The sequence below is a fragment of the Undibacterium sp. TC9W genome, assembly GCF_049339865.1.
Classification (GTDB): Bacteria; Pseudomonadota; Gammaproteobacteria; order Burkholderiales; family Burkholderiaceae_D; genus Undibacterium.
Window position 1 is genome coordinate 245,937 of sequence record NZ_JBMPPJ010000004.1, and the last position, 11,578, is coordinate 257,514.

Genomic DNA, 11,578 nt, shown 5'->3' on the forward strand with positions numbered 1-11,578 from the left:
CTATCCTTAATGTGGTAGATGATTGCCAAGTGCTTAGCTACTATTAGCTACAGTGTGCTTGCAAAAGCATTATTCCAAGGTGAATCTCAAGTCCCGATTATCCTTCGCCACATTCCCCGCAAAGTCCGCCGCATGGATACGCAAGACATAATTGCCAGGGGCCAGCTTGCTGACATCCCAGCTGCCTTTCTTCGCAATACCATCCTTGACCGTATTGCTGGCCATATACAAAAACCGGGTTTTCTTTGCACCATGCACGGTGATGCCGCTTTCTTCTGCATACAATAATTTGACCATTTCACGGTCGGGTGGCAAGGCGTTGAATTCCATCGTCATGCGCGGGTTTTCATAGCCGGGCACGGGGCTGCCGTCGGTGTACAAGAGTTGATAACCCAATTGGTACAGACCCAGACGACGGCGTTTGGCATTTCCATCGACCTGGTCATAGGCATCGACGACGATGCCATAATCCTTGACCTGGCTGGACAGGAGCAAGCGGCCCTGTTGTTTGTCCCTGATCTCTTTGCCGCTGCCATCAACGATAGTGATGTCTTCTATCTCCGGCGCGACAGTATCAACCAGGCCGGGGAAGTTCAATTTCAAAGGATTGATTTTAAGACCTGCGTGATTATGTTCCAGATGCACATGGAACATGCGGTTGATGCTGCCCAGCGCTTCGCCAGTCTTGAAGCGGGTGCCGCGCCTGACGCGCACTGCATAGGGTTTGCCATCTGCCAGCGTCTGTAGCTGGAATTTATCGTCATCGATCAGCGCATCTTTGGCGGTGCGCCCCACCTTCATGTGGATATAAGCCATGCTGTCGAGCTTGATGCCTTCGCTGAGACCACTGTAGCCCCAGCTGCTGCTGGTGCCGCGTACTTTTTCACTGGCGATGGCATATACGGTTGTGCCCATGTTGGCCTGTACATCAAGGCCACCGTGGAAGTGATCGCGACTTTCACCATCATAATTGCCACGCACTTCACCCATGGTTCCTACCACTTCATGCGGAGAATTTTGTGGCTTGATGGGCCAGGGGTAGGATTTGATTTTATCATCGGTGCGGGTATTTTTGATTTCACGCACAGGCGCTGGTGCAGCCGGTTTTTGTCCGGTAATGGCGCTTGTCTGCCCTTTGGCCTGTATGCTCAGCACTTGCAGTCGCACTGAATCACTGACCAGCAAAGCCCCTTTGTCATTGACTGCAATGCCTGTAGGTTGCGCGAAGCGCTGTGCCTTGTCATCCCCGGCTTCAAAGCTGATGCCCACACCTGTGAGACCACGCATTTCACCTGTGGGAGAAATCTGTATGATGCGGCCCTTGCCACCTTCACCTATGTACAGATGATCGTCATAAGTGGCAACAATACTCAAAGGGCGGCGCATCAGGGGTTTTTCTTCATCATCCAGTGCACGGGCCAGGGTGGTGACTTGACCGTCCTTGTTCAGCCTGCGTATGGCGTCGTTCTTGCTGTCGGCGATGAGGATGTCGCCCTTGCTATTGATTGCCAGCCCTGTTGGCGTATCAAACAGCGCAGCGGCCGCCTCGCCATCCAGATAACCCGAGCCATTGCTGCCAGCGATTGTGCTGACCTGGCCATCAGGGCTGATCTTGCGTATGCGGTCATTGTAGGTGTCGGCTACGTAGATATTGCCAGCAGCATCTACGGCTATGCCTACCGGGCCATTGAATTGTGCCTCAGCACCCATGCCATCGCGATAGCCGGGTTTGCCATTACCGGCTAATGTCGTCACTATGCCTTCAGAGCTGATGCAGCGTATCGCATGATTGCCGGTATCAGCCACCAGCAAATTACCCTTGCCATCCAGAGCTATGCCAGATGGAGTATTGAAAGCCGCCTGATCAGCCTTGCCATTGGCAAAGCCTTCGACAGAACCGGCATAGGGCACAACTGCGCCATCAACGCTGATCTTCAATATCTGATTATGCTCACCTGCATCGCTGACAAAAATAGTGCCCTGCTTGTCTATCGCGACTGCATAAGGGTCAGAAAAATAACTGCTATCAACGTCTGGCACGCCTGCATACACATCCACTTCAGCCTGCCAGTCAAATGAAGTTGCTGCCGGTTTTTTGATGATACCTACTTTCGCCAGTAAGTTATCGGGCGCAACATTACTGCTGTCTTTGCCCAGATAGCGTGCCAGCCCCAGGACTATGGCGATCAAGGCGATAACAAACAGCAGGCGTATGAGGATGGTTCTGAGCATGAGGCAAATAATAGTATGTACGGCACAAGTCGTGCAGCTTAGCCCAAATGTCGTCCACTCGCCATCACAGATATGATGGCCCTGCGCAGAAATTTCATAAATGGATTAGCATCTGGCTTCTGCGCCTGAAAGGCCGCTATCAGATCAACCCAGGAAGGAAACACCATGTCCAGCTCTGTTCTCAATAATTTCCCTATCACCAAAAAATGGCCAGCCCAGCATCCTGAGCGCCTGCAACTGTATTCACTGCCGACACCGAATGGCGTGAAGGTTTCCATCATGCTCGAAGAAACCGGCCTGGCCTATGAGCCCCACCTGGTTAGCTTTGAGACCAATGACCAGACTTCGCCAGAATTTTTGTCGCTGAACCCGAATAATAAAATCCCCGCCATCATCGACCCGCAAGGCCCCGGTGACAAGCCACTGGCGCTGTTTGAATCTGGTGCCATCCTGATCTACCTGGCAGACAAGACTGGGCAGTGCATCCCCACCGATGCGGCAGAGCGTTATGAATGCCTGCAATGGCTGATGTTCCAGATGGGTGGCATAGGCCCGATGTTTGGTCAGCTTGGTTTCTTCAATAAATTTGCTGGCAAGGCCTATGAAGACAAACGCCCGCGCGACCGCTACGTGGCAGAATCCAAACGCCTGCTGTCTGTCGTCAACCAGCGCCTGGCAGACCGCAAGTGGATCATGGGTGATACCTACACTATCGCCGACATCGCGATCTTCCCATGGATACGTAATCTGATCGGTTTCTATGAAGCAGGTGATCTGGTAGGCATCAATGACTTCCCGCATGTGCAACGCGCCCTGGCCGAGTTTGTCGGGCGCCCGGCAGTGCAGAGGGGCTTGTTGATACCGGCACGCGGATGATGTTCGCTAAAAATATCAAGCTCTTCAGTCTCTCAGGCAGTGCCTTGCTATTGTCTGGCACTTGCCTGGGTGCTACTTTCAGCGACAAACCGCTCAAGTACACCAGCAAGAACAACATGGGAGAGAAGGTAGAACTGACGATACCTTTCATCTCGACTGAGGATAGGCAGGTGGCAGATCGTATCAATAACTTTTTGCACATACAGTTATTGAATACTTTGCCACCTGCGAAAGAAGACACTGCTGCAAAGATGGCACTGATAGAGCTGGAGCTTCCTCTTGAGTCCATGGAGCCAGCATCTTCTGACCTGCTGAATGGCAAGCGACACTATGCCATCGTTGTCAGTACTGAGGGCTGCGGCGCGTATTGCAGCCTGAATGAAATACGTTTTGACTTTGATGCCAGGACAGGGCGTGTCATCACGCCTGTGGAGTTATTAAACGAGCCTGGTAAAAAGGCCCTGGCGATACTGGCGCAAAAAACCAATGCGAGGCGTTTGCGAACTGAAATAGCTCGTCTGGAAAAATTGCGTAACAAGGGTACGAAAGAGCGCGACAAAGAAACGGTGGCTGACCAGATCGAGCTATACGAGCGTTGCCTGGAAGAGCGCTATACCAAAACTGGCCTCCACTATGATTTTTATCTGAAGTATCCCGGTCAGATAAGCATACTTGATGGTGCACTGAGTTTTGATAGCGGTACGTGTTCAGCACATGTGAACCGCGCCATTGATGATCTGGGCAATCTGGTCATGACACTCAAAGCACCGCAATTGACAGCTTACCTCAGCAGCTATGGGAAATATATTTTGCTCGGTGAGGGGGATGGAGCGATTGCTGACATCAATCCCTATGCCCAGGTTTTTCGCAGCAAGATCAATGGTAATACGCCCATTACCCTGATGCTGACAGATAGTGTTGAAGGTGCATATTACTCAAGCTCGCGCTACTTTTATGACAAACATCGCCAATCCATACCGCTCAAGGCAGCGCGCAAGAAGGATGTAACCGAGCTGACTGAATTTGACGGCAAGGGCAAACCAAGCGCAACCATCAGTTATCGCCGGGAAGGCAATAAATTACTGGGGCAGTGGCGCGGGGCAGGTAAGACATTGGCTTTCGAAGCATCACCTTGAGTTCTGTACATATCCAGGATATTAACCAGCAGACACCCAATGAAGATATTAAAAACCGGATTATTGTTACTAGCCCTTGCTTTTAATGCTGCTGCCAGCGCTGAAAGCATGAGCAGGTCTGCCGAAATCGACAAGATTTATCAGGAAGATCAAAAGACCCGTTCACTGTTTAAACGCGGTGATATCTATGACAGACCGGCTGAATTGAAGTCGGACGCTGCCAACCGCATGCGCCTGTTTGAAATGATGGTCGATGATCTGCCATGGACAGCGAGGAATCTTGCTTTGGCGTCGGTTGTTTTTCAGCACACCAATACCGGTGGCGAATCCGAAGAAAACGAGAGTTGGCGTTCACAGGAAAATCACCTGCTGAGTTTCTTTATGGCGCGCAAGGCTGCCAGGTTAGGCCTATTTGAGCAGGCCGGAAGCATGGTTGGCCGTATTGACCGCTATCTGAAGGCCAGCGGCATACCCAGGGATTATGGGCTGGAACTGGTGTCAACAACACCTTTCAAGGTGTGCACCATTAATCCCGACGTCACCGACGAGCAAAGGCTTGATGCCGGGCTGCCATTGAGATTGAATGAAATGATGAAGGAATTCTGTCACTGATTCTTGACCCATGCAGGCAAAATACGCGCCTGCATGGTTCAATGATTCTTGCGTAGCAAAGCTTCCAGCCTGCTGGCCAGGTCCGCATGTTTCTTGTGCAGGTAATGGTAAAGAGGTATCGTGCTGATGGGTTGAGTAAGCATGTGTACCGTGCCTTCCAGCTTCATCTCTTTGACCAGTTGCAAACCTGACTGTTCATCAATGACGATCAGTTCTACCCGGCGGTTCAGCATCTGCCTGAAGGCAGCCTTGATATTGTGCTCGGCATGGCCTGTGCTGAACCCCTGGGTGTTTTGTTCTATGACCTTGGTGCCGGTCTCATAAGAAAACGTATGTTCTTTAAGGCTGGCCCAGCCTTTGTCGAGATCGATGTTCTTATCCATGGCAAAGGCGACGGTATTGGTGGTTGCCAGCGGCACCATGATTTGCAGGAGATTGGGATATTCCACAGCCAGCCCTCCCTTGCGCATGAGTTCACCATCCAGGCGCCCGCTATTTGATTCCTGCAGGGCACGGTTACCCGGCAGGTTGACGAACTCCAGGTTTATCCCCAGCTTTTTATAAAGCTCGGTCAGTTGGATTGCAGCGGTTTTTTCCATGGGGCCGCCCTGGCCAAAGGTAGCGATGCGTATGCTCTCTTGTTGCGCAAGGACAGGACAAGCAGCATGCAGACAAAAAATGCTGAATGCAACTAGCCACTTCGCCGCGGTTTTGTCACGCTTGCCTGAGGTCATGCCCTGAACTCCGTTTTCGGGTGTTGGTTTTGATCAAGTATTGGCGATAGAGGTTTGTCATGCAATATGAATATTTCGCTCATGTCAGATAGACCATGCCCGGATATATTATGGGCTAATCATGCAGCAAGCTCGCATTGCAGGTAGAATCTCGCCTGTCTAGAATAAATGGTCGAGAGCATGAGCGCAACAAGCAACACAGGATTGACTCCACAGCAATTATTTGAAAACAACCGCAAATGGGCTGCTGCCATCACGGCAAAAGACGCCAATTTCTTCAAGACGCTGGCGGCACAGCAAAGCCCTGAGTACCTATGGATAGGCTGCTCTGACAGCCGCGTTCCAGCCAATGAATTGCTGGGCCTTTTGCCCGGCGAACTGTTTGTCCACCGTAACATCGCCAATGTGGTCGTGCATTCTGATCTCAATTGCCTTTCTGTATTGCAATTCGCGATTGATGTACTCGGTGTCAAACATATCATCATCTGCGGTCATTATGGCTGCTCCGGCGTGCATGCTGCCATGACCAACCGCCGTGTTGGCCTGGCCGATAACTGGCTGCGCCATGTCCAGGATGTGCATCAAAAACATGAGAAATACCTGGGCGAAGTATTGTCTGTGCAAGAGAAAAGCGAACGCCTGTGCGAGCTCAATGTCATTGAGCAAGTCGTCAATCTCTGCCGCACCACTGTCGTACAAGACGCCTGGGAGCGTGGCCAGCCATTGACCGTGCATGGCTGGGTGTATGGCCTGCGCGACGGTTTGCTGAGCGAATTAGGCATGACCATCAGCTCTGCTGATGAACTGACTACGCATCACGCAGCCAGCCTGGCACGTTATGATCAATAAAGACGCCATTTTTGGAATCAGTCAGTAGCAATACAGATGGCTGCACAATGCAGCCATCTCATCATTTGCAAGATCAAGGCATCTTCCTGATGGTCGTATTCAGATGAAATTCAGATGAAAATGCGAAAAAGGGCGGACCTGCCCAGCAAACTTTGCCAGACTTGCGGCCTGCCATTTAACTGGCGCAAGAAATGGGAAAAAAACTGGGACGAGGTCAAATACTGTTCCCAGCGCTGCCGCAGCAACAGCCAGAGCAGTCGCAGTGGCAAGTCACAGACTTGAGAGCCGCCACCAAATCGGAGAACGCCATGCAAACTGCCGCACCCGCAACCACATTACGCCTGATACTCGGTGACCAGCTCTATCCTGCGCATAGCTGGTTTAGCCAAACTTCTGACGATGTCGTCTATGTCATGATGGAAATCCGGCAAGAGACAGATTACGTGCTCCATCATGCGCAAAAAATTATCGCCATCTTTGCCGCCATGCGCGCGCTGGCTGCGCAACTCCAGGCTGCTGGCCATCGCCTGCATTATCTGACTATCGATGACGCAGACAATATACAATCCCTGACAGCCAATCTCGACTGGCTGCTGGCACGTTATCAGTGCAGCCAATTTGAATACCAGGAGCCTGACGAATTCAGGCTCGATGCACAACTCGCCGCCTATTGCGATGCCAGCAAGATCAATTGCCGCATGTGCAGCAGTGAACATTTTTTTACCCGCCGTGATGAAGCCGTCATCCTGTTCGAAGGTCGCAAGAAATGGCTGATGGAAAATTTCTATCGGCACATGCGCGTCAAGCACCAGGTCTTGCTGGAGGAAGCCAATAAACCAGTCGGCGGGCAATGGAATTATGACCACGACAACCGCAAAGCCTGGCCCGGCATACCCTGGGAACCGGCAGACTTCCGGCCTCGACATGATCATTCAGGCTTGTGGGAAACCATACAGCAGGCAGGTATCAATAGCTTTGGTGAAGCGAATGCGGCAAATTTTGCCTGGCCGCTGAACAGGTCAGAAGCACTGGCACAACTTGATGCTTTCATCCAGCATGCCCTGCCGCATTTTGGCGAGTTCCAGGATGCCATGAGCAGCAAGTCTTGGCGCTTGTTTCATTCACTGATTTCTTTCGCCCTGAATGTCAAAATGCTGCAGCCACAAGAAGTGGTTAGCAAGGTCGAGGCGGCACTCTGGGCCGGCCATGCCGCACTGCCTGCGGTAGAGGGTTATATACGGCAGATACTGGGTTGGCGAGAATATGTACGCGGCATTTACTGGGCGCAAATGCCTGGCTATGAAGAACATAATTTCTTTGGCCATGAGGCAGAATTGCCAGCATGGTTTTGGACTGGCAAAACAAAAATGCGCTGCCTCTCCAGCGCCATCAGCCAGTCGCTGGAGCAAGCCCATGCCCACCACATACAGCGCCTGATGGTCATAGGCAATTTTGCCTTGCTCGCGGGCTTGCAGCCACAGCAACTCCATCGCTGGTATCTGGGTATTTATATCGATGCGTTTGAGTGGGTAGAGTTACCCAATACCCTGGGCATGAGCCAGTTTGCTGATGGTGGTATGCTGGCCACTAAACCCTATGTGTCTGCCGCAGCCTATATTGACAAAATGAGCGATTATTGCAAGGGTTGCCATTACGATAAAAAGCAACGTACAAGCGAACTAGCTTGCCCCTACAATGCTCTGTACTGGGATTTTTTTGCCCGTAACGAAGACAAGTTATCCAGTAATCCTCGCATAGGCATGGTGTATCCTCAGCTCAGAAAAATGGATAAAGACACCTTGCAGGCGTTGCGCGATAGGGCAACAGATATACGTGCCAGACTTGATGATCTTTAAGCAGATATAGCACCATTTGAAAGCCAGAAAATGAACCCCATACAACCAAATAAGCTCATGCTCTCCAAATGGACTGCGGTAGAAGTCGTTGCCAAACAAAAGCATTTTCTGGTCAGTAAAGTCTATTTGCCTGAGCAACAAGAAGGGCAGCTTGTCATGAATGCCCAGGTCGAATTTGTTGAGCTTGAAGCTGTCTATAGCAAGGCCAAACGCAAGATCGCCTGGCGTGAACTGGCTGACACGAACATGTGGAAGCAAGGGTGGGTATGATGGCTGATAGTTTGCTAAGCTCCTTCCCACAGGGCTTCAGGGCGCTGGTGATTGGCGCATCTGGCGGCATAGGTGCGGCATTTGTAGAACTATTGCGTGCGCAGGAACATTGTGGACTGGTTGTAAGTCTGCATCGCCAAAGCCAGCCAGTACTGGACTTTGCTAGTGAAGACAGCATTGCTGCAGCAGCTAGCGAGATGAAAGAGCGTGGCCCTTTTCATCTCATCATCAATGCGACTGGCGTATTGCATACCGCTGACTTCATGCCCGAGAAAAAACTGGCCGATTTGCAGTATGCACAAATGCAGGCGACCTTTCTCGTCAATACCTTTGGCCCTGCCTTGCTCCTGCGTCACTTCGCCCCTATGCTCGACAAACAGAGAGGTGTCATGGCCATGCTATCTGCCAAGGTCGGCAGTATAGAAGACAATCGCCTCGGCGGCTGGTATAGCTACCGCGCATCCAAGGCGGCGCTGAACATGATGATCAAGACCGCCGCCATAGAACTCAAACGCACCCATCCCGATGCAGTCTTATTTGCCTTGCACCCCGGCACGGTCAACACCGCCTTGTCGCAACCTTTTCGCGGTGCCAGCATAGGCCGCCATGTCACGCAGGCAGCCAATGAAATGCTGGCGGTGATCAACAGCATGCGGCCTGCACAATCGGGTGAGTTTTATACTTATGCCGGTGAGACGCTGCCCTGGTGATGATCGGCAGATACTCAAACCAGTTGCATCACTTCATGCACGTGCTTGCGTGGTTTTTGCGGCCAATTGCCAACGGCGGCATGACCCACCGTGATCAGCATGACCGGGATTTCCGTGGCATGCAGATCAAACTCACGCGCCACCGCATCTGCGTCAAAACCGCTCAACGCGCAAGATGCCAGCCCCTTGCCTTGTGCTGCCAGCATCAAGGTCATTGCCGCCAGCGATGCTGAGCGCAGGGCTTCATCCCTTTGCAGCACCGCATTATTGGTGTGGCTTTGCTCAGCCATGCCTACCCATGTCGTCAACATCTTGTCGTCAATGATCCCGGCAGCAACAGCAGGGCGCAAAGCGGGTTCGAGCTGGGCGTGGGCATTCAGGGTGCCGCAGATGATGAAAGTCACTGCAGCATCGCTGACCTTTTGCTGATTAAAAGCTGCTGCCTGCAAGCGCTGTTTAGCCTCGTCGCTGACAACCGCCAGGAATTTCCAGTTCTGAAAATTATAGGCAGAAGGCGCCAGCGTTGCCAGCCGCACGAGCTCGGTGATCTCGTCATGGCTGAGCTTGCGGCTGCTGTCATAGTTATTCGCCGAGACGCGCGACTCAATAATTTCTTGTATGGATGCATGCATTTTATTTTCCTTGATAAAGATGAGAGTGATAAAAATTCAGGCCTGGCTACGCATGCTTTTTTGCACGACGATGACGCTGGCAAGAACGATCAATAAACCTGCCAGCGAGAGTCCGCGCATGCTTTGATCAAGCACAATCCAGCCCAGGATGACGGCAGTAATAGGGCTTAACAAACCCAGTGAAGACACGGCCACCGGTGACAAGCGTGCTATACCGCGAAACCACAGACTGTAGGCCAGCAAGGCACCAACGATGGACAGATAGGCATAGCCCAGTATTTGCGTCATGTTCAGCGCGGGCAGCGGCGCATCCACCAGCAGGCTAAAAGGCAGCAGGATCAAGCCTCCCAGCAAGAGTTGCCAGCCAGTGAAAGCCGATACCGGCAAACTGCTTTGCCAGCGCCGCGACAAATAAGTGCCGCCCGCCATGCAGATCGCCCCAGCCGCAGCGGCTGCCAGACCCACGGCATCCATGACCGCCGTGGCTGATAGCAATAGCGCCGCCATCCCCAATACGGCACCGACACTGGCTGTGATCGCCAGCGCGGCTGGCCTGCGCCTGTCCAGTAACCAGGCCATGGCCATGATCAACAAGGGCTGTATAGAGCCAATCACTGCAGCCATGCCCCCCGGCAGGCGGTAAGCCGCAATGAACAGCAGCGCCTGGAAGAAACCTATGTTCAGCGCAGCCAGCACCAGCAAGCGCCCCCATTCACGCGACAAGGGCAGGCGCTTGCAAAACAGCACCAGCAAAATCCCGCTAGGCAGGCAGCGCAGCAGGGCGGCAGTAAAGGGCCGGTCTGGCGGCAGGAATTGTGTCGTGACGATATAAGTCGAGCCCCAGATGGCAGGTGCCAGCGCAGTCAGCAAGGTGTCGAGCCAAAAGCCAAGTCGGGAAGGCATATTTGCAGTTTTCATGATAATGTCTTGAGTTCAAGATAAATCCATCTTAGCATAAACTATCTTGATATCAAGATAAATGCCCATGCCTTGTGTGGTCTTTAAGTTCGCAGTAAGAGTTGAAAGAGCGTAAATACATGAATCGCCAGAGGGCTGCCCATATAATGGCGAGCTATGCGCAAACGAATAATTGATGCGCGAATGAATAATCAGGGGAGCAAGATGGCGGAAAAGAAGATGGATGCAGTCGATAAGATTCTGGAACAATGGAGCAATGCCAGACCAGACCTCGATTGCAGCCCCATGGAAAACATAGGCCGCCTGCGCCGTTGCAGTGACCTGCTGAGCCGCGCGCTTGAGGGCACCTTCAATACCTTCGGCATGAGCGCCTGGGAATTCGACATGCTGGCCACGCTGCGCCGCTCCAGCGCCACTTTCTGCATGAGCCCGACTGACCTGTTCTCCAAACTCATGGTCACCTCAGGCACCATGACACACAGACTGCAAAAACTCGAAGCCAGCGGCTGGATACTACGCCTGCAAAACCCCGACGACGCCCGCAGTATGCTGGTGCAATTGACGGATACAGGTGAAGACCTGGTAGACCGAGCGCTGGTTGCTCATGTAGAGAACGAGAGACGCATCATGGCTGGTTTGAGTGCTGCGGATATGCAGCGTTTGAATGAAGGGTTGAGGGCGATGTTGGCGGTGTTGGAGAGTTTTGAGTAACCAGCTTAAGCTCCTCATGAGATTTCTTACAACTAACTCTCA

Annotated in this window: 13 protein-coding genes; 9 read left to right on the forward strand and 4 right to left on the reverse strand. The window is 52.3% G+C overall.

The window, feature by feature from the left end; translation table 11 throughout:
• Positions 1-69: 69 nt before the first annotated feature.
• Positions 70-2,232, reverse strand: coding sequence for a DUF7133 domain-containing protein (locus ACO0LN_RS07035; RefSeq protein WP_422972249.1), 2,163 nt, complete (start codon positions 2,230-2,232; stop codon positions 70-72).
• Between the two features lie 165 nt (positions 2,233-2,397).
• Between ACO0LN_RS07035 and ACO0LN_RS07040 the strand changes: the two genes are divergently transcribed.
• Genes ACO0LN_RS07040 through ACO0LN_RS07050 form a run of 3 tightly spaced genes read left to right on the forward strand, consistent with a single transcriptional unit; the run spans position 2,398 to position 4,856 of the window.
• Entirely contained in the window at positions 2,398-3,108 is a 711-nt protein-coding gene (locus ACO0LN_RS07040) for a glutathione S-transferase N-terminal domain-containing protein (RefSeq protein WP_162060634.1), read from the forward strand.
• Positions 3,105-4,244: a hypothetical protein gene (locus tag ACO0LN_RS07045; protein WP_422972251.1), complete on the forward strand. Its 1,140-nt coding sequence runs from the start codon at positions 3,105-3,107 to the stop codon at positions 4,242-4,244. Before ACO0LN_RS07040 ends, ACO0LN_RS07045 begins: the two co-directional genes overlap by 4 nt.
• Positions 4,245-4,283: 39 nt before the next feature.
• Positions 4,284-4,856 carry a hypothetical protein gene (locus tag ACO0LN_RS07050; RefSeq protein ID WP_422972253.1) on the forward strand — a complete coding sequence of 191 codons (573 nt, stop codon included), beginning with the start codon at positions 4,284-4,286 and terminating at the stop codon, positions 4,854-4,856.
• A gap of 38 nt (positions 4,857-4,894) precedes the next feature.
• Here the strand turns inward: ACO0LN_RS07050 and ACO0LN_RS07055 are convergent, their stop codons facing one another.
• Positions 4,895-5,590 (reverse strand): hypothetical protein, encoded by a 696-nt coding sequence (locus tag ACO0LN_RS07055; protein ID WP_422972255.1) that lies wholly within the window; start codon positions 5,588-5,590, stop codon positions 4,895-4,897.
• Between the two features lie 180 nt (positions 5,591-5,770).
• Here ACO0LN_RS07055 and can point away from each other — a divergent pair, with 180 nt between their 5' ends.
• The 5 genes from can (at position 5,771) to ACO0LN_RS07080 (ending at position 9,275) form a co-directional block, all read left to right on the forward strand.
• Positions 5,771-6,439, forward strand: a complete 669-nt coding sequence (can, locus tag ACO0LN_RS07060) for a carbonate dehydratase (protein WP_422972257.1) — start codon at positions 5,771-5,773, stop codon at positions 6,437-6,439.
• Between the two features lie 114 nt (positions 6,440-6,553).
• Positions 6,554-6,721 carry a DUF2256 domain-containing protein gene (locus ACO0LN_RS07065; RefSeq protein ID WP_422972259.1) on the forward strand — a complete coding sequence of 56 codons (168 nt, stop codon included), beginning with the start codon at positions 6,554-6,556 and terminating at the stop codon, positions 6,719-6,721.
• 26 nt (positions 6,722-6,747) lie between these two features.
• A complete protein-coding gene (locus ACO0LN_RS07070) occupies positions 6,748-8,295 on the forward strand; it encodes a cryptochrome/photolyase family protein (RefSeq protein ID WP_422972261.1) in 1,548 nt (515 codons plus the stop codon).
• A 30-nt stretch (positions 8,296-8,325) separates the two neighbouring features.
• Positions 8,326-8,565 (forward strand): TIGR02450 family Trp-rich protein, encoded by a 240-nt coding sequence (locus ACO0LN_RS07075; RefSeq protein ID WP_422972263.1) that lies wholly within the window; start codon positions 8,326-8,328, stop codon positions 8,563-8,565.
• Positions 8,562-9,275 carry an SDR family NAD(P)-dependent oxidoreductase gene (locus tag ACO0LN_RS07080; protein WP_422972265.1) on the forward strand — a complete coding sequence of 238 codons (714 nt, stop codon included), beginning with the start codon at positions 8,562-8,564 and terminating at the stop codon, positions 9,273-9,275. The genes ACO0LN_RS07075 and ACO0LN_RS07080 overlap by 4 nt, the downstream gene beginning before the upstream one ends.
• Positions 9,276-9,289: 14 nt before the next feature.
• On the opposite strand, the gene ACO0LN_RS07085 is transcribed toward ACO0LN_RS07080, so the two are convergent.
• Both ACO0LN_RS07085 and ACO0LN_RS07090 read right to left on the reverse strand, forming a co-directional pair.
• Positions 9,290-9,907, reverse strand: coding sequence for a nitroreductase family protein (locus ACO0LN_RS07085; RefSeq protein ID WP_422972267.1), 618 nt, complete (start codon positions 9,905-9,907; stop codon positions 9,290-9,292).
• A gap of 36 nt (positions 9,908-9,943) precedes the next feature.
• Positions 9,944-10,825 (reverse strand): EamA family transporter, encoded by an 882-nt coding sequence (locus tag ACO0LN_RS07090; protein WP_422972269.1) that lies wholly within the window; start codon positions 10,823-10,825, stop codon positions 9,944-9,946.
• A gap of 204 nt (positions 10,826-11,029) precedes the next feature.
• On the opposite strand from ACO0LN_RS07090, the gene ACO0LN_RS07095 reads away from it, so the two are divergent.
• Positions 11,030-11,536: a MarR family winged helix-turn-helix transcriptional regulator gene (locus tag ACO0LN_RS07095; protein ID WP_422972271.1), complete on the forward strand. Its 507-nt coding sequence runs from the start codon at positions 11,030-11,032 to the stop codon at positions 11,534-11,536.
• Positions 11,537-11,578 lie beyond the last annotated feature (42 nt).

Coding starts and splice junctions, on each gene's coding strand:
- ACO0LN_RS07050 (WP_422972253.1), top strand. CDS start 4,284: ATGAAGATATTAAAAACCGGATTATTGTTACTAGCCCTTGCTTTTAAT.
- ACO0LN_RS07040 (WP_162060634.1), top strand. CDS start 2,398: ATGTCCAGCTCTGTTCTCAATAATTTCCCTATCACCAAAAAATGGCCA.
- can (WP_422972257.1), top strand. CDS start 5,771: ATGAGCGCAACAAGCAACACAGGATTGACTCCACAGCAATTATTTGAA.
- ACO0LN_RS07080 (WP_422972265.1), top strand. CDS start 8,562: ATGATGGCTGATAGTTTGCTAAGCTCCTTCCCACAGGGCTTCAGGGCG.
- ACO0LN_RS07090 (WP_422972269.1), bottom strand. CDS start 10,825: ATGAAAACTGCAAATATGCCTTCCCGACTTGGCTTTTGGCTCGACACC.
- ACO0LN_RS07095 (WP_422972271.1), top strand. CDS start 11,030: ATGGCGGAAAAGAAGATGGATGCAGTCGATAAGATTCTGGAACAATGG.
- ACO0LN_RS07055 (WP_422972255.1), bottom strand. CDS start 5,590: ATGACCTCAGGCAAGCGTGACAAAACCGCGGCGAAGTGGCTAGTTGCA.
- ACO0LN_RS07075 (WP_422972263.1), top strand. CDS start 8,326: ATGAACCCCATACAACCAAATAAGCTCATGCTCTCCAAATGGACTGCG.
- ACO0LN_RS07045 (WP_422972251.1), top strand. CDS start 3,105: ATGATGTTCGCTAAAAATATCAAGCTCTTCAGTCTCTCAGGCAGTGCC.
- ACO0LN_RS07065 (WP_422972259.1), top strand. CDS start 6,554: ATGAAAATGCGAAAAAGGGCGGACCTGCCCAGCAAACTTTGCCAGACT.
- ACO0LN_RS07035 (WP_422972249.1), bottom strand. CDS start 2,232: ATGCTCAGAACCATCCTCATACGCCTGCTGTTTGTTATCGCCTTGATC.
- ACO0LN_RS07070 (WP_422972261.1), top strand. CDS start 6,748: ATGCAAACTGCCGCACCCGCAACCACATTACGCCTGATACTCGGTGAC.
- ACO0LN_RS07085 (WP_422972267.1), bottom strand. CDS start 9,907: ATGCATGCATCCATACAAGAAATTATTGAGTCGCGCGTCTCGGCGAAT.